Source organism: Bradyrhizobium arachidis (assembly GCF_024758505.1).
GTDB lineage: Bacteria > Pseudomonadota > Alphaproteobacteria > Rhizobiales > Xanthobacteraceae > Bradyrhizobium > Bradyrhizobium manausense_C.
This window is the reverse complement of the sequence record NZ_CP077970.1, coordinates 7,485,070-7,508,116: the sequence shown is the minus strand read 5'-3', so window position 1 is coordinate 7,508,116 and position 23,047 is coordinate 7,485,070. Positions and strand designations below refer to the sequence as shown.

12 protein-coding genes are annotated in these 23,047 nt (G+C 61.7%); 5 read left to right on the top strand and 7 right to left on the bottom strand.

All coding sequences use genetic code 11. The annotated features are described in order from the left end of the window. Positions 1-97: 97 nt before the first annotated feature. Complete coding sequence (locus KUF59_RS34830; RefSeq protein ID WP_258767725.1) at positions 98-8,860, bottom strand: beta strand repeat-containing protein; 8,763 nt, start codon at positions 8,858-8,860, stop codon at positions 98-100. Between the two features lie 2 nt (positions 8,861-8,862). Further along, the gene (locus KUF59_RS34825; protein WP_212461868.1) at positions 8,863-9,030 is read right to left on the bottom strand and encodes a hypothetical protein; all 168 of its coding nucleotides are present in this window, start codon (positions 9,028-9,030) and stop codon (positions 8,863-8,865) included. Between the two features lie 1,083 nt (positions 9,031-10,113). On the opposite strand from KUF59_RS34825, the gene KUF59_RS34820 reads away from it, so the two are divergent. Beyond that, positions 10,114-10,383, top strand: a complete 270-nt coding sequence (locus tag KUF59_RS34820) for a hypothetical protein (RefSeq protein WP_258767724.1) — start codon at positions 10,114-10,116, stop codon at positions 10,381-10,383. A 588-nt stretch (positions 10,384-10,971) separates the two neighbouring features. Here KUF59_RS34820 and KUF59_RS34815 read toward each other — a convergent pair. Beyond that, positions 10,972-12,582, bottom strand: coding sequence for an FAD-dependent oxidoreductase (locus KUF59_RS34815; RefSeq protein WP_258767723.1), 1,611 nt, complete (start codon positions 12,580-12,582; stop codon positions 10,972-10,974). Positions 12,583-13,116: 534 nt separating this feature from the next. Here KUF59_RS34815 and KUF59_RS34810 point away from each other — a divergent pair. Next, positions 13,117-13,404, top strand: a complete 288-nt coding sequence (locus KUF59_RS34810) for a hypothetical protein (protein ID WP_212461866.1) — start codon at positions 13,117-13,119, stop codon at positions 13,402-13,404. A gap of 93 nt (positions 13,405-13,497) precedes the next feature. On the opposite strand, the gene KUF59_RS34805 is transcribed toward KUF59_RS34810, so the two are convergent. Next, positions 13,498-14,232, bottom strand: coding sequence for a metallophosphoesterase family protein (locus tag KUF59_RS34805; protein ID WP_258767722.1), 735 nt, complete (start codon positions 14,230-14,232; stop codon positions 13,498-13,500). 490 nt (positions 14,233-14,722) lie between these two features. On the opposite strand from KUF59_RS34805, the gene KUF59_RS34800 reads away from it, so the two are divergent. Next, a complete protein-coding gene (locus KUF59_RS34800; RefSeq protein ID WP_212461864.1) occupies positions 14,723-16,153 on the top strand; it encodes an undecaprenyl-phosphate glucose phosphotransferase in 1,431 nt (476 codons plus the stop codon). 36 nt (positions 16,154-16,189) lie between these two features. On the opposite strand, the gene KUF59_RS34795 is transcribed toward KUF59_RS34800, so the two are convergent. The 3 genes from KUF59_RS34795 to KUF59_RS34785 all read right to left on the bottom strand — a co-directional run bounded on the left by KUF59_RS34795 (position 16,190) and on the right by KUF59_RS34785 (position 19,792). Further along, a complete protein-coding gene (locus KUF59_RS34795; protein ID WP_258767721.1) occupies positions 16,190-16,501 on the bottom strand; it encodes a hypothetical protein in 312 nt (103 codons plus the stop codon). 511 nt (positions 16,502-17,012) lie between these two features. Next, positions 17,013-19,262: an AAA family ATPase gene (locus tag KUF59_RS34790; RefSeq protein ID WP_258767720.1), complete on the bottom strand. Its 2,250-nt coding sequence runs from the start codon at positions 19,260-19,262 to the stop codon at positions 17,013-17,015. A 29-nt stretch (positions 19,263-19,291) separates the two neighbouring features. Beyond that, the gene (locus KUF59_RS34785; protein ID WP_258767719.1) at positions 19,292-19,792 is read right to left on the bottom strand and encodes a hypothetical protein; all 501 of its coding nucleotides are present in this window, start codon (positions 19,790-19,792) and stop codon (positions 19,292-19,294) included. Positions 19,793-20,475: 683 nt separating this feature from the next. Here KUF59_RS34785 and KUF59_RS34780 point away from each other — a divergent pair. Then, positions 20,476-21,687, top strand: a complete 1,212-nt coding sequence (locus KUF59_RS34780; RefSeq protein ID WP_258767718.1) for an acyltransferase family protein — start codon at positions 20,476-20,478, stop codon at positions 21,685-21,687. A 7-nt stretch (positions 21,688-21,694) separates the two neighbouring features. Then, positions 21,695-23,044, top strand: a complete 1,350-nt coding sequence (locus KUF59_RS34775) for a hypothetical protein (protein WP_212461861.1) — start codon at positions 21,695-21,697, stop codon at positions 23,042-23,044. The last annotated feature ends 3 nt before the right edge of the window (positions 23,045-23,047 follow it).

Sequence of the window (23,047 nt, the reverse complement as noted above, 5' to 3'; positions counted from 1 at the left end):
AAGATCCGCCCCTCTCCAAAGTTACTGCGGAACGCCGGACATCCGTAGTTCAAAGTCGGGGCCGCGATATTCGCCCCGACCATTTCCTCACAGCGCATCAGGCCAGATGGTCGTGGTAGCTGATGAGCGTTCCCGTGTTCTTGTCTGCCTCTGTCTGGAAGCCCGCGGGGTCGTATTGGCCCAACAGGGTAATATTGGCGGTATGGACTCCGTCAGTCACCGACAGGGTTCCTCCAGTACCGGCCTGATTTGCGACATAACTCGCGCTCGTGCCGGCCCCGAACGCCACATCGAGGAGATCGAGGTGGTCATCCCCGTCAAATCCGGACACGATCCCGCTAAAGTCGAAGGAGTCATGGAGCACGACTGTGCCGGTGGCTGCGGCATGAAGCGCTACATTCGCAGATGAGGCCGCTCCGAATTCGATCGTCGCTACGCCATCCACCAGTGCCGTGCCGCTGCCGCTTACACTGCCATTGAGAGTGATGTTGGCTCCATGCGCCCACAGCAGCCCGGAATTATCAACGTTGCTGTCGATGACCAGGCCGCCGCTGCCGGCGGCTTCAAGCGTTCCGGAATTGACGACGGTGTTGCCTCCGGTGTCGATCTCGAGCACGTTGGAGCCCGTCGCGATGATTGTACCCTGGTTGACAAGGATCATCGTCCCGTTGCCAAGGTGTCCGGCTCCGGTAATGGTGTTATCGACGTTTGTCAGCGTGACGTCGGACATAGTTCCAGCAATCACGTTCTCGCTGCTGTCGGAGAGGGTGATCTGGCCGTGACCTTCGAGGGTGATGCCGTGCTCGATTAGCTGAAGATCGGTTTCCCTGCCGGTGGAGTTCAGCTCGATCGTGCCGGCGTTGTCGATCGTGCCACTCAATGGCAGGATCGCGCCATCACCAATGGTCATATGGCCCGAATTGTGCGTGACAGGCGTTTGATCGAATACAAAGTCGCTCGCGGTGAGCGATGTCGGATCTACACCTTGCAGAGTGATCGATTGCCCCTCTCCCAACTCGATCACGGCGCTGCCGTTGGCGTCGCTGACAGTATGCGCCTGAACGTCGACGAACGACGTGAAGTTGGCGTAATCTATCAGATCGATTTGGTCGTGCATCGCGTCGAAGTTATAGACCACGTCATGACCGATCGGCTGCGAGAACACCAGCAGGTCGCTCCCGCTCGACGCAGTCAGATGATCGTCACCCGACACGGCAAAGATCGGTGATCCCTGCGCGTAGGCTTCGACATTGTCGGCCACGATCGCCGTCCCGGTGCTGCCATCGGCATTTGTCCAGGTTTGGGTGACGTTCAGCACGATCGCACCCGTAAAATCTATCGGCGAAGTGATTGTCATCGACTGCACGTTATTGGTCTGAACAGTCCAGGTGCCATCGCCGTTGTTCGTAGCGTCACTAAGACTCCAGCCCAAAGGCACCCCGCCGATCGTTACGGTGATTACGTCGTTGGGATCATCTGAAGGATCGACCAGAGCCAGATTGATGGCCTCGCCGGCGATACCGGCGGGCGCAGTATTCCCGTTCCCCTTGACTATCGTGACTGTGTCAGTGTCGGTGAGACTTCCTCCGTCGGTCGTTGTCATTGTCAACGTCCGTGTGGTGTTGTTTGACCCGCCGCTAAACGTCACGCTAGCCAATGCCGCATTGATGTCTGAGGTCGAACCGGAGAACGTCATCGCCTTCGTGCCGTTGGCACCGGAATTGAATGTAAGACCTGTTGTGGTGGAGAGTGTTAATATGCCGGTCGACGATTGCGGAGAGTTACCCAGCGAGAGCGAAACAGTCTCGGTGCCGTTGTCGACATCATTGACACTCAGGGCGAAAGTTGCCGTTGAACCACCGCCGTTACCGTTCCCCACGGTCTGCGGCCCCGGAACGGTGTTGACCGGCGCGTCGTTGGCGCCGTTGATGGTGACGGTCAGCACCGCCGTGTCGGTCAGACTGCCGTCGGTGACGGTGTAGTTGAAGGTATCAGTCGTGGTCTGGCCGACGTTGAGCGCCTGCACGGTTGCGTCGTTCTCGTTGACGACATAGGTGTAGCTGCCGTTGGCATTGAGCGTCAGCGTGCCGTGCGCGCCAACCAGGCCGGTGCCCAAGGTGCCCGCGGTGCCGGCACCTTCCGTGCCGCCGGTGCGGATCGCGCTTACCGTCAGGCTGCCGCTGTCGACATCGCTATCGTTGGTGATGACGTTGCCGGTCGCGTTGGATCCGCCAGAACCGTTGGCTGTGCCGCCCTTCTCGGTCGCCGCCGCGGCACCCGCGCTGGCACTTGTGTCATTTACTCCCACCGGCGCGTCGTTGGCTCCGTTGATGGTGACGGTCAGCACCGCCGTGTCGGTGAGGCTGCCGTCGGTGACGGTGTAGTTGAAGCTATCGGTCGTGGTCTGGCCGACGTTGAGCGCCTGCACGGTTGCGTCGTTCTCGTTGACGACATAGGTGTAGCTGCCGTTGGCATTGAGCGTCAGCGTGCCGTGCGCGCCGACCAGGCCGGTGCCCAAGGTGCCCGCGGTGCCCGCACCTTCCGTGCCGCCGGTGCGGATCGCGCTGACAGTCAGGCTGCCGCTGTCGACATCGCTATCATTGGTCAGCACATTGCCGCTGCCGTTGGCGCCGCCAGCGCCGTTCGCCGTGCCGCCTTTCTCGGTCGCCGCCGCAGCACCCGCGCTGGCACTGGTATCATTCACCCCCACCGGCGCATCGTTGGCGCCGTTGATGGTGACGGTCAGCACCGCCGCGTCGGTCAGGCTGCCGTCGGTGACGGTGTAGTTGAAGGTGTCGGTCGTGGTCTGGCCGACGTTGAGCGCCTGTACGGTTGCGTCGTTCTCGTTGGCAACGTAGGTGTAGCTGCCGTTGGCCGCAATCGTCAGCGTGCCGTGCGCGCCGACCAGGCCGGCGCCCAAGGTGCCCGCGGTGCCGGCACCTTCCGTGCCGCCGGTGCGGATCGTACTGACTGTCAGGCTGCCGCTGTCGACATCGGTGTCATTGGTGATGACGTTGCCGGTCGCGTTGGATCCGCCAGAACCGTTGGCGGTGCCGCCCTTCTCGGTCGCCGCCGCGGCACCCGCACTGGCACTGGTATCGTTCACCGCAACCGGCGCATCGTTGGTGCCGGTAATGGTCACCGTCACCGTGCCGGTCGCAGTGCCATCCTGGCTTGTCACCGTGAACTGGTCCTGCACCTGCTGGCCGGCGGTGAGCTCATTGTGAGCGCCGTTGCCGGTGTAGCTCCAGGCGCCGTCGGCATCGATGCTGAAGTCGCCGTAGCTGCCGTGCGCGTTGGTCTGTGCGACGACATGGGCCTCGCCGGTGTCGGGGTCGGTGATGGTGAGCTGGCCGCTGGTGTTGAGCGCCGCCGCGGAGTTGCCTTCGGTGACGGACTTCGAGTCCGACGAGACCGTCGCCACATCGTTGGTGCCGGTGATGGTGACTGTCACGGTGCCGGTGGCGGTGCCGTCCTGGCTGGCCACCGTGAACTGGTCCTGCACCTGCTGCCCGGCGGTGAGCTCGTCATGGGCGCCGTTGCCGGTGTAGCTCCAGGCGCCGTCGGCATCGATCGTGAAGTCGCCATAGGTCCCGTGCGCGTTGGTCTGTGCGACGACATGGGCTTCGCCCGTATCCGGGTCGGTGATGGTGAGTTGGCCGGAGGTGTTGAGCGCGGAGGCGGTGTTGCCCTCGGTGACAGACTTCGAGTCCGAGCTGACGGTTGCCGCATCATTGGTGCCGGTGATCGTCACCGTGACGGTGCCGGTGGCGGTGCCGTCCTGGCTGGCCACCGTGAACTGGTCTTGCACCTGTTGGCCGGCGGTAAGCTCATTGTGCGCGGCGTTGCCGGTATAGCTCCAGGCGCCATTGGCATCGATGCTGAAGTCGCCGTAGGTCCCGTGCGCGTTGGTCTGCGCCGCGACATGGGCCTCGCCGGTGTCGGGATCCACAATCGTCAGTTGCCCGGAGGTGTTCAGCGCGGAGGCGGTATCGCCTTCCGTGACGGACTTCGTCTCGGAAGACACCGTGGCCACATCGTTGGTGCCGGTGATGGTGACCGTCACGGTGCCGGTGGCGGTGCCATCCTGGCTGGTCACGGTGAACTGGTCCTGCACCTGCTGGCCGGCGGTGAGCTCATCGTGGGCGCCGTTGCCGGTGTAGCTCCAGGCGCCGTTGGCATTGATGGTGAAGTCGCCATAGGTCCCGTGGACGTTGCTCTGCGCCACGACATGGGCCTCGCCGGTGTCGGGATCCACAATCGTCAGTTGCCCGGAGGTGTTCAGCGCGGAGGCGGTATCGCCTTCCGTGACGGACTTCGTCTCGGAAGACACCGTGGCCACATCGTTGGTGCCGGTGATGGTGACCGTCACGGTGCCGCTCGCGGTGCCATCCTGGCTCACCACCGTGAACTGGTCCTGCACCTGCTGCCCGGCGGTGAGCTCGTCATGCGCCCCGTTGCCGGTATAGCTCCAGGCCCCGTCGGCATCGATGCTCAAGTCGCCGTAGGTCCCGTGGACATTGGTCTGGGTTACGACATGGGCCTCGCCCGTATCCGGGTCGGTGATGGTGAGTTGGCCGGAGGTGTTGAGCGCGGACGCGGTGTCGGCCTCCGTCACGGACTTCGAGTCCGAGCTGACGGTTGCCGCATCATTGGTGCCGGTGATCGTCACCGTCACGATGCCGGTGGCGGTGCCATCCTGGCTCACCACCGTGAACTGGTCCTGCACCTGTTGCCCGGCGGTGAGCTCATTGTGAGCGCCGTTGCCGGCGTAGCTCCAGGCGCCGTTGGCATCGATCGTGAAGTCGCCATAGCTGCCGTGCGCGTTGGCCTGGGCGACGACGTGGGCCTCGCCCGTGTCGGGGTCTGTGATGCTGAGCTGGCCGCTGGTGTTCAGCGCCGCCGCGGTGTCGGCCTCGGTGACAGACTTGGAGTCCGACGAGACCGTCGCGGCATCATTGGTACCGGTGATCGTCACCGTCACAGTGCCGCTCGCGGTGCCGTCCTGGCTCACCACCGTGAACTGGTCCTGCACCTGCTGGCCGGCGGTGAGCTCATCGTGGGCGCTGTTGCCGGCGTAGCTCCAGGCGCCGTTGGCATTGATGGTGAAGTCGCCATAGGTCCCGTGGACGTTGCTCTGGGCGACGACATGGGCCTCGCCCGTATCCGGGTCTGTGATGCTGAGCTGGCCGCTGGTGTTCAGCGCGGAGGCGGTGTCGGCCTCGGTGACGGACTTCGAGTCCGAGCTGACGGTTGCCACATCATTGGTGCCGGTGATCGTCACCGTGACGGTGCCGGTCGTGGTGCCGTCCTGGCTGGTCACCGTGAACTGGTCTTGCACCTGCTGGCCGGCCGTGAGCTCGTCATGGGCGCCGTTGCCGGTGTAGCTCCAGGCGCCATTGGCATCGATGCTGAAGTCGCCGTAGGTTCCGTGCGCGTTGGTCTGCGCCACGACATGGGCCTCGCCGGTGTCGGGATCCACAATCGTCAGCTGGCCGGAGGTGTTCAGCGCGGTCGCAGTATCGCCCTCGGTGACAGACTTCGCCTCGGACGAGACGGTTGCGGCGTCGTTGGTGCCGGTAATGGTCACCGTGACCGTACCGGTGGCGGTGCCATCCTGGCTCACCACCGTGAACTGGTCCTGCACCTGCTGCCCGGCGGTGAGCTCGTCATGGGCGCCGTTGCCGGTGTAGCTCCAGGCGCCGTCGGCATCGATGGTGAAGTCGCCATAGATCCCGTGCGCGTTGGTCTGGGCGACGACGTGGGCCTCGCCCGTGTCCGGGTCGGTGATGCTGAGCTGCCCGGAGGTGTTGAGGGCGGCGGCGGTATCGGCCTCGGTGACGGACTTCGAGTCCGAGCTGACGGTTGCCACATCGTTGGTGCCGGTGATGGTCACCGTCACCGTGCCGGTGGCGGTGCCATCCTGGCTTGTCACCGTGAACTGGTCCTGTACCTGTTGCCCAGCGGTGAGCTCGTCATGGGCGCCGTTGCCGGTATAGCTCCAGGCGCCGTTGGCATCGATGCTGAAGTCGCCGTAGGTTCCGTGCGCGTTGGTCTGGGCGACGACGTGGGCCTCGCCCGTGTCGGGATCCACAATCGTCAGCTGGCCGGAGGTGTTCAGCGCGGAGGCGGTGTCGGCCTCCGTCACGGACTTCGAGTCCGAGCTGACGGTTGCCACATCATTGGTACCGGTGATCGTCACCGTGACGGTGCCGGTCGCGGTGCCATCCTGGCTGGTCACGGTGAACTGGTCTTGCACCTGCTGGCCGGCGGTGAGCTCATCGTGGGCGCCGTTGCCGGTGTAGCTCCAGGCCCCGTCGGCATCGATCGTGAAGTCGCCGTAGCTGCCGTGCGCGTAGCTCTGCGCCACGACATGGGCCTCGCCCGTATCCGGGTCGGTGATGCTGAGCTGCCCGGAGGTGTTGAGGGCGGCGGCGGTGTCGGCCTCGGTGACGGACTTCGACTCCGACGAGACCGTCGCCACATCGTTGGTGCCGGTGATGGTGATGGTGACCGTGCCGGTCGCGGTGCCGTCCTGGCTCACCACCGTAAACTGGTCCTGCACCTGCTGGCCCGCGGTGAGCTCGTCATGGGCGCCGTTGCCGGTGTAGCTCCAGGCGCCATTGGCATCGATGCTGAAGTCGCCGTAGGTCCCGTGGACATTGGTCTGGGCCACGACGTGGGCCTCGCCCGAGTCGGGATCCACAATCGTCAGCTGGCCGGAGGTGTTCAGCGCGGAGGCAGTATCGCCCTCGGTGACAGACTTCGAGTCCGACGAGACCGTCGCCACATCGTTGGTGCCGGTGATGGTGACCGTCACGGTACCGGTCGCGGTGCCATCCTGGCTCACCACCGTGAACTGGTCCTGCACCTGCTGCCCGGCGGTGAGCTCATTGTGCGCGCCGTTGCCGGTGTAGCTCCAGGCGCCGTCGGCATCGATCGTGAAGTCGCCGTAGCTGCCGTGCGCGTTGGTCTGCGCCACGACGTGGGCCTCGCCCGTGTCCGGGTCGGTGATGGTGAGCTGGCCGCTGGTGTTGAGCGCCGCCGCGGAGTTGCCTTCGGTGACGGACTTCGAGTCCGACGAGACCGTCGCCACATCGTTGGTGCCGGTGATGGTGACCGTCACGGTACCGGTGGCGGTGCCGTCCTGGCTCACCACCGTAAACTGGTCCTGCACCTGCTGGCCCGCGGTGAGCTCGTCATGGGCGCCGTTGCCGGTGTAGCTCCAGGCGCCATTGGCATCGATGCTGAAGTCGCCGTAGGTCCCGTGGACATTGGTCTGGGCCACGACGTGGGCCTCGCCCGAGTCGGGATCCACAATCGTCAGCTGGCCGGAGGTGTTCAGCGCGGTCGCAGTATCGCCCTCGGTGACAGACTTCGCCTCGGACGAGACGGTTGCGGCGTCGTTGGTGCCGGTAATGGTCACCGTGACCGTACCGGTCGCGGTGCCGTCCTGGCTTGTCACCGTAAACTGGTCCTGCACCTGCTGCCCGGCGATGAGCTCGTCGTGCGCCCCGTTGCCGGTGTAGCTCCAGGCGCCGTTGGCATCGATCGTGAAGTCGCCATAGGTCCCGTGCGCGTTGGCCTGGGCGACGACGTGGGCCTCGCCCGTGTCCGGGTCGGTGATGGTGAGCTGGCCGCTGGTGTTCAGCGCGGAGGCGGTGTTGCCCTCGGTGACGGACTTCGAGTCCGAGCTGACGGTCGCGGTGTCGTTGGTGCCGGTGATCGTCACCGTGACGGTGCCGGTGGCGGTGCCGTCCTGGCTCACCACCGTGAACTGGTCCTGCACCTGCTGGCCGGCGGTGAGCTCGTCATGGGCGCCGTTGCCGGTGTAGCTCCAGGCGCCATTGGCATCGATGCTGAAGTCGCCGTAGGTCCCGTGCGCGTTGCCCTGTGCCACGACATGGGCCTCGCCGGTGTCGGGATCCACAATCGTCAGTTGTCCGGAGGTGTTCAGCGCAGCCGCGGCGTTGCCTTCGGTGACGGATTTCGCCTCGGAAGACACCGTCGCGGCATCGTTGGTGCCGGTGATGGTCACCGTGACCGTCTGGGTAGCCGTCGAGCCGTGGCCGTCGTTGATCGTCACCACGAAGCTCTCGGTGACGCTCTGGCCTGCGGCTAGATGCTGAGCAGCCGAATTGTTCAGCGCATAGTGCCATTGCACCGAGCCGTTGGCGGCATTGGGTGCCTCGTTGACAGGGTCAAGCGAGAAGGTGCCGAGCGCAGTTGTGTTGGAGGAGGCCGCCACGAACGAGGCCGAATGCGTGTCGCTGAGGTCGGCGTCGTTGAAGCTGATGGTGCCGGCCGCGCTCTGCGAATCCGACAGATCCAGCGTGGCATTCGCGTCTTCTACCACCGATCCACTCTGCGGACTCGATGTGATGGAGACGGAGTCGTTTGCGCCGTTGAACTGGAGTGTCACCGTCGCCCAGCTGAGCGTGCCGTTGCCCAGCTGGATCGCGTAGGTGAATGTATCAGTCAGCGTTTGCCCGGCCGCCAGCGCCTGAAGCTGGGCGTTGATGTCGCCCTTATCGTAATGAACGGTGCCGTCCGATTCGATCCAGATGCGCGCACCGAGCGCGCTGTGGTCACCGGTTCCGACCATTCCGGCAGCGTCGCTGCTGTACGCCACATCCTTGACCAGCAAATCCGCAGGTGCGTAGTTCTTGGTGGACGCGGGCGCGCTCGTTCCGTCGTCCAGGGAGAACAGCGTCTTGGCGGCGCCCCCAAGATCGTTTGCCAGCACATTCAAGATGAGAATGTTGCTGGCGTCTTCCATGAACGAGAAAATGTCGGCGTTGGCTTGCGGAGTATTTCCGAAAGAAACCGTGCTGCCGCCGCCCGTTGCCTGCGTCGCCATAGCTAAATCCTCCGGGTGATACGCCGTCCGCCTTCACGGACCTGCACAAATTGCGCAACAGCGCGATGATGATCGGCCGCTGCCTTGCCTGTACTACTGAAGAAAAATGCTGTGCCGCCGAGCATGACTGTCGTCATGCTCATGGCTTCAAAAATGTGCAAGGAAAGCATGTGACGAGCTCAAGCTTGTCTGGAGCTGGCGTCGCTCCGAACGCGCAATCGGATGTCGCGTGCGCGGTCGCGGCCTGGCAGGAGCGAGAGATCAAGCGTCGAACCGTACGCGACGGCTGGCGGATCGTTCGCAAACGGCCCACTTAGCGCGATCGAAGGATCACATGCTGACCGAGAAGAACTCGCCTGAGCCCGGTCGAATATTGTTTCGGATTCCCACACAAAACACGCGCATGTCATTCGCAACCCTCGTCTGCCAATGCAGAGCAGAGAGCGCCGCCGCAAAATCAATTCACGCAAATCAAGAGCGTTCGCTCGGACGAATGACATGTCCGGTAGCGACGATCTGGCCAAATGCTGCCAAGTGACGCGAAAAGATTTAGAGCTGTATCCCCCTGCCATTCGTGTGCGGTCCTCGGTCCGCACACGTTTGCAATTTTCGATCTGCAGTATTCTTCGGCTCAGGAGCGACGTCCGTGATCAGGACCGATCACGATCATTTGCCCCCCCGATTAAATTTAAATCTAAATTAAACTATTTCGCCAGTCCATTTATTTATTTGCGCACCCGCATTTAATGATTAATGCATTAAAATCAACAACAAGAGGCCTCTCGCGCCACCCCTGACGCGATGACACCGGTATCTTACGGGATTTATCGCCTTTATTTCGCGGAGCTGCTTGTTCCATGGGCATCGTAGCCAGCGGTATTCTTTTGCGGCTCGATACTCCTGCTCGGATTGAAGCGCCCGCTTCCAGCCCGTGGGCTCCACTATTTAAATGGCGTTGTAACGAGAGCCGCAGGCGCGCTCTGCCACGCCATGCATTGCGTCATCAACCAAACATCGTCCACGCCCGGCGCGCCACGTTATTTGTGGCGCACAGGCCCTCTGTCGTCCGGCGTCGTCAAGATTAGCTGCCGAGTGGGCCGGCTATCGCAGGCTCCCATTGGTTCGCCGCCCCTATGGGACGAAGACGCAGCACGAAAGCAACAGTTGCACATCACTTTGCACCAGCCACGATTGTTAATTTGCGTGCTCGACGCGATTCAGGCCTGCTGCGGCGAAGCTACCAGATGGGGGAAATGACCAGAATGATCGTGCGTGCTGTCGGCGCTGCTGTCTTGTTGCTGATTTCCCTGAGCTCCGAAGCGTTTGCAGTGCGCAATCACAGCCCCACCGGGCGCATATCTTGCACGGAGGTCAGATACTACGTCGCGAAGTATTCGGCACCGGTGGCCGAGATGTATGCCCGTAGTCAAGGCGCCACCGACGCACAGATCGAGCGGGCGCGACGTTGTTTGGCGTCAAACGAATCGGTCGAAACCGAGCGGCGTCGCTCCTACACCGATTGAACATGGTGCGATCTCGGTTCCAATCGGGAGCCCTCGCTGTTCCGGCGTGGGAACCGACGGTGCTAGGGGCGATGAGTGGCGCGTGGTCGCGCGCCTGTCTCGCGAAATAGTTCGTTAGCTTCTGTGTGCCTAACTAGACGCGTGCCGATTACCGCCGATGCGGCACATTGGAATGGGAATGCCGGCCCCGGCTGTTACCCCATCCTGCGGCTGGGGCCGTTTTGAACTTTCGCTGCATCGTTCAAATCCGGTCCACAACCATGCTTAGAGGCATTGCTATAGCGCTATTTGGATTGGGCATCTTTTCTCAGCTCGATAGAGCGCTCTTCTATGGCCGCAATACCGACGCCGCGCTCAGACTCATGCGGGAAATTGGCCGAGGCTTTGGGCTGTAGGTCAGCCGCGCGGCGCACGCGAAGGCGCTTGGGCAATCTATTTGAACTTGAGGACCTACTAGGGCCGCAAGAACTCAAAGGCATCCCGGGTCGCCTCAAGGCTTGGGAGTCACTGCGCGATGCGGAAATGAAAACGCCCCGTCAATTATGAGGCAATCGATGCCCAAATGCGGAGCGCTGGCTCCTCGCGCCTTTAGTCCGGTGGCAATCTGCCGCTCGCTCCTTCGTCGCCGAGCGAAAGGACCGCCCCGGTTTTTCTCAATTCGTGCTGAAGTTTCGCAACATCGATGTCCTGCACGGGGCGTCGATCTCGCACGGCCAGCGCCGCGGCCACGCCAGCGGCCTGGCCGATGATCATGAACTGGGGCTCCATGCGCAATGAGGCGTAGGCAACATGGGAGGCCGACAGACACACCGGAACAAGTAGATTCTTGACCTCGTTGCTGCGAGGGGTGATCGCTCGGTATGGAATCTCATAGGGGCTCACCGGCACCTGCATGTCGCCTTCGTTGCGCACCGATCCGTCGGGCATTGCGATCCGCTGCACGTTGTGCGCATCGCTGTTGTAGGCCCCCATGCCGACCGAGTCCCATTTGGTCCTGCTGTCCTGTAGATCGGCCTGTGTCAGGACGTAAGTGCCGATCATCCTGCGGCCTTCGCGGATGTACAACTCCCGTGGCCAATGGCCGGTGTCCTCGAATTCGTCCTTCGCAAGCCCCCATGAGCCAACCTCATTTCGCAGCCTCGTGGGCACCGCCGGGTCGTGCGCCAGGAAATAGAGCAGAGATTGTGTGTAGTGGAGGTGGTCGTCGCGAATCTGCCGCTTCTCGTCATAGGTCGCGTCGGGATAGGCCGAACTATGGCCGATATAGTCGGTCGATATCGGGCCGTTGTTGTTGAAATCCGCCTTGTGGTTTGGAATCCGGACCGGCATGAAGAAATCCCAAAGGCGCGGCTCGCGGCCCATGTGACCCTCAAACTCCTTCAGATACTTTGCGAGCAGCGCGAACTGCGCGGCGTCGTATCCGTCGGGTTTGGGGAGCGGCAGGCGATTGGCGGGATCGTCGGTCAGGATGAGACGGAAGTTATAGGCCTGCACCTTTCGATCGCCGCTTCCCGCAACTCCGAGCGGGCCATCGGAAATCTCCGGATAGAGATGGTGGTCGTCGCGATAGGCGAGGATCGGCCACGCGAACTGGTGTTGTGGCGTCATCGCGCGCACGCCACCAAGACTCTCACCATACGTCTTGCTGCTTTCCCGACCCCACGTGTACCCGACGCCGGATTGCGTCAGGACATCTCCGTTATAGCTGGCGTCGACGAACAATTGCGAACGCCAGACGCGTTCGTCCTCGGTGATGAGATGAACGATCCTGTGGTCCTGAACCGCAACGCCGTTCCGCTCGCGAACTCTGGCGTGGAAGACAACCCGGACTCCAGCTTCGCGAAGCATGTCGTCGAACACCTGCTCGGCCACGTGCGGCTCCGACAGCCATGATGATGGCTGGGCGAGGTCGCGCCAACCATAGTGCTCCGCGACCCGCCGATAATACGTCCGTGCGTATCCACCGATGATACGGTCGTCGCCAAGATCGGTGGCCGAGAGCCCGCCCGTGACCATTCCCCCGAGATGCCCACCCGGCTCGAGGAGGGTGACATGCGAGCCCTGCCTTGCAGCCGAATAGGCCGCCATCGTACCAGCCGCCGTGCCGCCATAGACGAGGAGATCGCTGAACAATTCGGGTTCTGCATTGGATTGCGCGGAGACGATGACGAGCAGGATGCAGGTCAGGATAGTAAGCATGGGACGCATCGCTGACATCGGTCAACCTCGCACACGACTCGAACGGTTCCGGCAACATAGACGCGCCTTGCCGTAGTCGGATATTGTGGGTTATCCGCGTTCGAATAGGGTCGGCCGCGCGGCATGCTTCTGGTCGAAGGAGCTTATTGACGCTCGTCCTATCCCGCGATGTGTCGTGCGCGTCACGAATGATGATCGTCATCGTCATCGCACAGGAAAATCAGGAGATGAACAATCTTTCGGCATCGAGAATCATCATGTCGTCACAACTTGCATGATCATGAGAGCGTGAACTATTCGGGACGAGCCTCATGATTTCTGTACTGACCTCTGCGTCCATCTTCTTCGCCGGCCTGTTCGTCGGTTACGCGTTGCGCGCGTCGCGTTCGCAACAGGGACTTGAGGGGGTGGATCGCGAAGCGTTGCGCAGATCGAGGGCACCGACCACGACGTTTGGACACGCGCGCCGCGCGTTCTAGCCGGCCCTGGAGCGTCTCACCGCGTATCAGGCCACCTCTCCAGGCTGTCAAACACATGAGTGATCCCCAGAAGGATTCGCCGCGGCGGTATCTGGTCGATTCCGTCGGCCAGCGCGTGATCGTCGGGCTCTCTCTCGAAGAGACCATCGAGTTCGAGACTTTGGACAGCCCCGCAGCGCGCCGCCTGTCCAACGGGCGTCGTCTGTGGGATCAGCGGGATGTCGGCGCCGAAGAGCGCGGATTACGCTGGCTCGAGCTCTATGCCAAGCACGAGCGGGCCTGGAGTCGATGGATTGCCGAGAGCCGCGCCCGCCGGGACTGGCATTTTCGCTCATCGAGCTAGGAACGGAAGCGCCCTCGCTTGGCGCCAAGGATGCTCAACGCACTCTTTATATAAACGCACTCTTTATATATATGTCGGTGTTCGCGGGCAGCCTCAGATCGCGAGCATGCTGGCGCCCTGGATGCTCATCAGTGTGAGATTTCCTGTCGCATAGGCGCCGGTATCGATATTGGCCCGATTGGCCAACAGCTCGGCGGTCCGCACCGGCGTGTGGCCGTGCACCACATATTTGCCGAAGTCGTTCTCGCACTGCAGGAACTCGTCTCGGATCCAGAGCAGGTCGGCTTCGCGCTGCTCGGCCAAGGGAACTCCCGGACGGACGCCGGCATGCGCGAAGAAAAAATCCCCGCATGTGAAGCTCAGCCGCAGATTGTCAAGGAACTCGACGTGCTCCGTCGGCATCACCTGCAGCAGCCTGCGCAGCAGCGCGGCGGGATCGTCCTTCTGCGAGTTCGGCGTGAGCCCGTAGGACATCAGCGTCTGGGCACCGCCGACGCGGAGCCAGTCGTCAAACCGGGAAGGGTCCTCCATGACGTCGACCAGAATGGCCTCGTGGTTTCCCTTCAGGAAGATCGCGTTCCCGCGGCGACTCCGTTCGACCAGCAGATCGAGCGTCGATCGCGTATCCGGCCCGCGATCGATATAGTCCCCCATGAAGATCTCGAGCGCGTAGGGCGGCCGGCTATTGATGAGGTCGGCATCGATCACTTGCAGCATCTGCTCGAGCAGATGCGCGCAGCCATGAATGTCAGACATCGCGTAGATGCGAAGCCCGTCGGGTAGCGTCGGCTTTGTTCTTGGCGGACGAGGCCGCAGGAGGGGAACCATTGAGAAGCCGAGCGGCCCGGGTCGAGGTGATCAGATCTCGGCGGGCGGCGGCCAAGAATCAGCGCGAGATGTTAACGTCGAAACTTCGTGCGCGAGAGACGCTTCTATAGTGTTTCGGCAACGGGAATGCGAGAGCCATGTGTGGGGAAGGGATTGCAACGCATGTCGGACTCGCATGTTCCGGGAACCAGGAATTTTTTTCCCAATCGACACCGACATGCGCGAGCGCACGGTGATTTGATCCGAACCGCGGCACGTTGCGCATCAAGTAGCGTCACGACACTTTCAAGAAAACGACGATCTTAGAAAATCGTAAATTGCAGACGCCTCTGCACTGCAAGAAATTTGCGTGCAGCGCCACAATGTCGCTGCGATCAGTTAACACCCTCTGCAGAGAAAATCGCAAATCGTCGCGATCGCGACGCGCATCGTTCGCTTCAAAATCTCGTCTGCTCTTGGAAGCAACGTCAATCGACATGTGAGGGTTCGAATGGCTGTAGCAACTTACAGTTCCGATAATGTCGAGTCGGTCTCGTCAAGACGCGGCGCCGTCCTTCAGCGACCTTTTCAGGTCTTCGTCATCGCAGCTGACTTCCTGCTAATTCTGCTTTGCTACGTCGTCGCCGCCGAATCCTATCGCGCCATGGTCGCCTCCGCCGCGGACGGCGCCTCGATCGGAGCCGGGTTGATTGTCGGCGCTGTGTTCGTGGCGATTGCCTATTTCCAAGGCGTCTACGCAACGCACCGGCTCTTGAGCCTTGTCTGGCAGCTGCGCAAGGCCGTCATTATCTGGCTCGCGTCGCTCACGATTCTTGCTGTGGCGGCGTTTCTGTTGAAGTCGACGGACAACTTGTCGCGCGGCACGGTCATCATGTTTGCCGCGATCGGCGGCGTGGGTCTGACCAGCCTGCGCTTTGCGTGGCAGTTCGCGCTTGGCACGAGCTTTGCGAGGGGACGATTGGTCGATCGCAAGGTCGTGCTGCTCAGCCTGAAGCCGCTCGATTTCACGTCGAACCGCTTCAAGGACCTGCGACGGAACGGATTCGATGTCGTGCGACACTTCGTGCTTGGCGGCGATAGCGAAGCAACCCGGTGGGAGCGAGAGATTCGCGACGTCATTCGCCAGGCGCGTGCGGCCGACGTCGACGAATATCTGTTGGCAGTGGACTGGAACGAGCTGCCGTTGTTGCAGAAGCTCGGGCAGTATCTGCGCGCGGTGCCGCAGCCGATCCGGCTACTGCCGGACAATTCGATCGCCGATCTCGTATCGCGTCCGTTTCTGCCGGTCAGCGGGACGGTGGCGATCGAAATCCAACGGTCTCCGCTCAGCGTGTTCGAACGCTTGCAGAAGCGCTGCCTCGACGTCGGCGTGGCCGCGTTCGCACTCGTCGTCCTGGCGCCGCTCCTCGTGACGGTCGCCGTTCTGATCAAGCTGGATTCGGCCGGCCCGGTCATCTTTCGACAGTCGCGCCGTGGCTTCAACGGCAAGCCGTTCGAGATCTGGAAGTTTCGCAGCATGACCGTCTGCGAGAACGGTCAGACGATCGCCCAGGCGACGAAGAGGGACGCGCGGATTACGAGGCTTGGGCGATTCCTGCGAATGACGAGCATTGATGAGCTGCCCCAGCTCTGGAATGTGCTCCGGGGCGACATGTCCCTGGTCGGGCCGCGTCCGCATGCGCTGGCCCACGACAACTACTACGATGAACTCATCAGCAATTATGTGTACCGCCATCACATGAAGCCGGGCCTGACAGGCTGGGCACAGGTCAATGGTTTTCGCGGCGAAACGCCGACCATCGACCTCATGGAGAAGCGGGTTGAGTACGACGTCTGGTACGTCAGCAACTGGAGCATCTGGCTCGATCTGAAGATCATGGTCCGGACGGCCGCTGCCGTCTTGTTCCAGGAAGCCTATTAAGAGGATTGTCTCAGGGAGCGCGGACCATCGTCGCTCCTAGGAATCTGCTCGGTCCCCAGCGCGATTCCCACCCTGCATCTTCCTGAAGAACCCGACAATCGCGTCGCGTAGTGCCAACAGCGGGGGGACCAGCACGAAAAAGGTTCCCATCGCGACCGACATCACCACGTGACGAAGCGAGAGTGGCTCGTCCTGGTCAAGATCTGAGGTCGAGTTCCGATCGATTGGAGCCGGCGCAAGGGTTGCGGGCGGGCTCGGCCGCTGCGGCTTGCGCGGGGGAACCATGATCAAGACGAACAGAATGTTGAGCAGCACCCACGCGCTCAAGACAATGAGCACAGTCACCATTCGAACCTACCAAAAAGCCAACAAATATAACGTCAAGTTAGCTCCGGGGAACCCAGAAGAAAAGGGTGCACAAAACCTCGGCAACGCCTGTTGTCCGTGAGGCGGCCAGCTTATTCGGCCTATTCCTGCCCAATAGGCAATTGCAACAAAAGTTTATGTCGCGACCGCTGTGGTCCATGACCACCATGGTTCGCTACGGCAGGCATCGCTGTTTGTGGATTCCGGGCGACTACGGTGTTCGGAGAGGACGTGCGGGCTCTACAGGCTGCGGCTGGGCGCACCTCTTGAGCGTCCTGTGATCGGCGGTGCGGCAAGCAATCAAGACGACGTCGGGACAGGATTCGACCCAGGGTGTGTCGACTTGTGTGTGGAGGGCGAGAGCCGGAGGCCTCAAAGCCTGGAGGACCTGACCACGTTCGGACTCATGTGGACGCGCGACGGCCCGCGGCGCCGATGGTTCGATCGACCGCGAGGCCCGGACCTCTGTCCGGGCCGCGGCTTTTCGCTGCGCTTACGCGTGCTCGACGTAATAGCTGTTGTGGTGCTTGCCCTTATACGCCTCGATGCGCTTGAGCATCTTGGGGTCGGCGCGGTTGAGCACGGCACCGATCAGCTTCTTCTGGAGAATTTCCGAGCCGGATACTGACTCCTGAAGTGCGCTTCGCGTCGTGTTGCCCCATTCGATCACATAGACCATGGCGTCGATCAGGAAGCTCACCGCCTTGGAGTCCGCGACCGGCATCACCGGAGCGAGATCGATCACGATGTAATCGTAGTCTTCCCGCACCATAGCGAGCAGATCGGCGAGCGCCTTGGAAGCCATCACGTCGGCGGAGTTGACCATACGCGAGGCTACGACGGACGGCAGGAAGTCGAGCCCTGTCTCCTTGCTGCGCTGGATGTGATATCCGAACGAGCTCGGATCGGTCAGTGCCTCGATCAGGCCGGTCTTGGCGTTGGGCGCGAGCTCCCGGGTCAGCGAGCGCGTATGCAGGTCGCCGTCGATCAATAGCGTGCGGTGACCGGTCAGCGCGGTCAAGTGTCCGAAATTGGCGGCTACCGTCGTCTTTCCTTCCTTCGGCAGGGACGAGACGATGCCGATCACCTTGATCTCCCGATTCAGTCGCGCGACGTCGATCGACACCTTGATGTTGCGCAAGGTCTCAGCGAAGCGCGAGAACGGATGGTCGACCACATAGCGGGCGATCGCCCCATTGGCGTTTCCGGCATCTCGACCCGCGAGTGGCGCCAGTGCGCGCGCTTTCGGCATCTGCCGTGCCGGGCCGATGTCCGGAAGGATGCCGAGACACTTCACGCCGAGCTCCTCCTCGACCTCGCCCGGAGTACGCAGGACGTCGCTCAACAGCTCGCGCGCAAACGCGGCGCCAAAGCCGAGGCAGAGCCCGCCCACCAGGCCGCCCACCAGCGCCAGCACCGTTTTCGGCGAGCTCTTGCGATCAGGCTTCGTGGCGGTGCTGATGAGGCGCGCCTCGCTCAGAGGGAAGCTCTGATTCTGGGTGGCGCTCTGGAGCTTCTCCAGGAAGTTGTTGTACAAATTCCGATAGGTGTCGGCCGCGCTTTCCAGATCGCGCAGTTTGACTTCGGCTTGCCCGGTATGGCCCGCCTGAGCAACCAGGTCCTTCACATTCTTCTCGAGCGAGGCCTCTCGGCTCTTGGCGATCTCATAATCGCTGCGATAGGCGTCGGCGATGCGGCGAACTTCGTCGGCGATGTTCTTGCGCAGTTCCTCCATCTTGTTGGCAAGGTTCACGGCCGCCAGATGGGTCTTGCCGTAACGCTTCGACCAATCGGAATACTGCGCCTGCAGATCCAGATACTGGGCGCGCAGGCGGGTAATGACCGTGTTGTTGAGCGCGTCCGTCACCGTTGGCTGAGCGAGGTCCTGATCGGAGATTCCGTCGATCCGGTCGAGGCGCGCCTTCGCCTCGGCCGTCGCCGCGCGGGCCTGGACGAGCTGCGTGTTGAGGTCGGAGAGCTGTTGCTCGGACATCAAGCCGCGGCTGGTTCCGACGATGTTGTGCTCGGCCTTGAAGGTTTGCACCGCCCGGTCGCTGGCGGAGGCCTGCTCGCTGAGCTCGGCGCTGCGTTGCTGGAGCCATTCAGTCGCGCGTTTGGTCGACTGGTATTTCGCCTCCAGCGCGCCCACAATATAGGCATCCGCGATGGCATTGGCGACCTTCATCGCCTTGTCCGGGTTCTCCGAACGATAGCTGAGCGACAGCACGTAAGTGGTCAGCACGCGCTCGACCCGGAGGTTCTTCTGAACGCGTTCGACCACAGCGTGCTCGATGCGTTCCTGCGATGCCGGCTCACCCGAGTCGAACAGCGACATGATCTTGCCGATCACCACTGCGACGACGCCGGCATTGGATCCGTTGAATTCTGGATCTTGCGTCAGTTTGAGACGGCGAACGACCGACAGGATGAGGTCGTCCGAGTTGATCACCTCGACCTGGCTGTCGACGTAGCCGGTATCGATGAGTGCGCTGTTGGTGCCGCTGTCCTTGTCCAGAACCTGCGTCTGGCGGGTGTCCATCATGATGCGGGCGTTTGCCGTATACATCGGCTTGGCCAGCACCAGATAGATCAGCACGAGCATCAGGGAGCCGCAGACGGCCGCGACGATCAGAGGCCACTGCCGACGCAGCACGTCGGCCACGCGCTCGAAGCTGAGGACCGCTCCACCAAATTCGATTCCGAAGCGGTGCGCGGAATGGAATTGTTCCCGGGGTTGATACATTTGGAAATTCACTGCCTTGGCGATGATGACTAGCGTGGGATAGGAAGCGGCTTGAACGGGTTAGCCAGTTTCGTCTTCCATTCTCCCTCGATGAGATCGCCGCTGCGACCGGGTTGCTTCGTGTTCTTGTCTCGCGTTGCAAGTTGCGCGCCGGTGCTGTCCTCTCCAGCCGCCGAATAACCAGCCTGCACCGCGAGATCGCCCACCCGTTGCGTGAACTCCTTGATCTTGCGCGCCGCGTCGGGCTTGGTCGAGGTGCATCGCGCTTCGGCGAGACGAAGCGCTCCGCCAATCGCGGACCGGTCCGACGATGTCGATTCGGTGATCAGTGTCTGCACGGAAGGCAGGATCGCAGGATTGGTGGCGATGTAGGAGGCAAGCTGAAATTTCAGCTTCTCCTTGTCGTTGCGCAGCCTCTCGAGCAAAGAGGACGGCGATTTGACGAACGTATCGAGGTCAACCTGGCGGGCGCGATCGGTGAATTCGACGCATTGCGCATGGCATGGCTGGACGACAAGGACGGCCAGCACCGAACCGATCAGGACGACCGATCGCAGTCGCAGCTGTCCGTCGACTGCCGCCTGACGGATTCCGAATGTTCTTCTCATTCCTTCTCCTTCGTCGGCTCCATGCAAGCGACGCAAGGAGGGTGACGAACAACTGTGTCAATTTTTGTGCGATGCAAAAGGTTCACGTGCACAATCGATGGAGTTCCATCTCAAGGGGTGTAGTGCGATCGCGCAACGTGCTCATGCTCGCCCGTTGTGCAGATGTCGCCGGCGTGTGCAGGAGATCGACGAGTCGATGCACACGATCGTTGCAGCAGAAGCGTCACGCAAACCTTCTACAACAACTCTGCTGCGCAGTTGTTCCAACATTTCGCGGATGATTCAGAAAATGGCAGGGCTGTGAATCTTTTCGCAACAACGTCGGATTTTGCGCAAACTTTGCACGCAAAGCATCGCAACCATCATGGAGCAGTCGAGGTCTGCGCGCCGAGCGCGCGACAATTGGGAGCGCGATTGGGCTTCGAACTCGAACTGCTTTCCCGTCACGATACGCAAGCTTGGCGCAAATATGTTCGAACAGACCACGAGCGATGAAATTGCTTCTGGCCGTCATGCAGCGATGAGAGTGCTGCGCGATGCGCAGATTGAAAGAGCAATCGAACTAAGACACACTGTTGCAGTGCAAAGTCGATGGGAATGCTGAAGTGACGGAGTTGGTTCATCGTGAGAAAGCTCATGTCCTTCCGCTCGACAGCATCCGGGGAATAGCGGCAACGTCGGTGGTGATTCATCACCTGCTCCTGATGCCGACATTCCTCGCGGCGTTTCCGCACAACGCGTGGATCAACTGGTCGTTTTTCAGAAGTGCCTGGCTTCTGGTCGACCTCTTCTTCGTGCTCAGTGGCATCGTGATGACGCTGAGCTACGTCAATGGCGAGTTCGGGCGCTTCTCGGTGCGTGAATTCATGGTGCGGCGGCTTGCGCGCGTCTATCCGCTGCACATCGTCATGCTGCTCGCAAGCCTGCTGTTTCGCCTGCTGCGAATCGGTCTGGTCACCGCCGGGGTCGTGGTGGCGGTGCCGACGGCGTTCGAGGTGAACAACGGCTACTCGTTCGTGCTCAACATCTTTCTTCTGCACTCGATGGGGTTCATCGACTATCTGAGCTGGAACGCGCCGAGCTGGAGCATCAGCGTCGAGTTCTACACCTATCTGGTGTTCGGCCTGGTGGTCCTGCTCGCCCAGCGGCTAAGCTCGCTCGTGTGTCTTTATATATGTGCCGGGCTGATTGCGGCCGGCAGCCTGCTCGTCATCATCTTCGTGCTCGACAAGCCGAGCCTCGGACTTCAGACCGACTTCGGCATTCTGCGCTGCTTCACGAGCTTTTTCCTCGGTGTCGTGACGGTCCGCTTGGTCCAGCGCGTGCCGCGGGGGATCGCGCCTGCATCGCAAGGTGCGATCCAGCTTGCGGCCATGGTTGCGAGCATCGTGCTTGTGTCGGCCGTCGAGGTCTACCCGGTGGCGAGTTTTCTTGCGCCATTGACCTTTGCGGTCTTCCTGGGAAGCCTGCTGGCGTTTCCCGACGCAATGCTGGTGCCGCGAGTGCTGGTCGCAAGGCCGTTGGTCTGGGTCGGCCGGAGATCCTATTCCGTCTACATGGTTCACGCGCTCGTGGTGCTCTTTGCCGAATATTTCGTGCGTGCGGTCGGTCCTCGACCCATCGGCACGCTCGATTCGATTTGCGCCGGGCTGCCCGCCACAATCAATCTGGTCGTCTCACTCGCGGCCGTGTTTGTGGTCTCGCACTTCACCTATCTCTACGTGGAAATCCCCGGCGGCAAGCTGTTCCGGAATCTGCTTCGGACCCGGCCGGAGTTTTCCACCGCGCCTGCGCCCTCGGCGCGGCCGTCGAACTGAGGCGGACATGAGCGCCTTCGTCATCCAGCGCCCCCGGATCACGCCGATCAGCCTCAACATCGAGGCGATCGCGCTCGGAACCTATCTGGTCCGCGACGCCTTCGGCGGCGTGATGCGGTACTACACCAGCATCCTGCACCTGGACGCGTTGTGGTACGTGCCCGACGGCATCGCGATGCTGTGCCTCGTCCAGTTCGTCGTGCACTGCATTCTCCGCAACCGCAGCATCCTGGCGCTCCTGGTGCTGGCGCAGGTCATGCTGTCGTTGGTGCTGAGCTACATCATGCTCGGCACCGGCAACGCTGCGATCTCGTCGTTCAAGATGATGCTGCCGATCTTCGTCGGCTTCTGCTTCTGCGACTCGAGCCTTGGCTCTTACAAGAAGCTGCTCGCGGTCATCGCCGCAACGTTCTATCTGTCGGTGATCGGCGTCGTGCTGACCAAGTTCTTCCTCATGCCGTGGGTCGGGTTCAAATACGAGTCGTTCGGCGCGGTGCGCGAGGCGGGGCGGCTCTGGTGGGCCTATGGCGGCGACGACCAGCGCCTGATGGGCTTTGCGGCCGACAACACCATGGCCGCCTTCTTCATCCTGGCGTCGTTCGCGATCACCTCGATTCGCAAGAGCACGACCTGGTGCATCTTGTTCGGCGGCATCGCGATCTACGCCATTCGCCTGACCACCAGCAAGACGACCATGATCGTCCTGGTGCTCTATCTGCTGCTTCTCCTCTTCGTGCGCATGCTACCGGAGAAGTCCCGTTTTCCCGCCATTCGCGGTATCGCGCTGTGGTCGTTCGCCGCGATCCTGCTTCCGTTCTTCATGATCGTGCTCGCCTCCGGCACAGCTGCGGTGCCGCACTCGACCATGTTCAGCATTCTCGATCGCATCAACAACAGCTGGCAACTGCCCTTCGTCTATATGAGCCAGCTGATGCCGATCGGCCTGGTCACCGGCTGCGGCGCGGGATGTTTCAACTATCCGCAGAAATTGTTCTCGCCGCTCGCCGCCTATTGGGTGCCGGTCGACAATTTCTACATCGGCACGTATCTGATGTTCGGGCTCCCGTTCGTCGCATTCATGGTGATGGTGTTTCGCGCCACTTTCGCGGCGACCGACGTCTACAAGCTCACCCTGATCTTCGTCGTCAATCTCTTCACGATCACGGTCCTGAACTACGGCCCGGCATCGGGCCTGCTGATCATCGCATTGAGCTTCAGCGAAGTGTTCTCCAAGCGCTTGTCGGCCAAGGACAAGACGATAGACCTCGTCGTGGCAAGCCGGCCGCGCCCGCTCCACGCGGTTCGGATCGAGGGCGGGTTGAGGAAGCTCGGCGGCGATATGCCGAGGCCGGCATAGTCG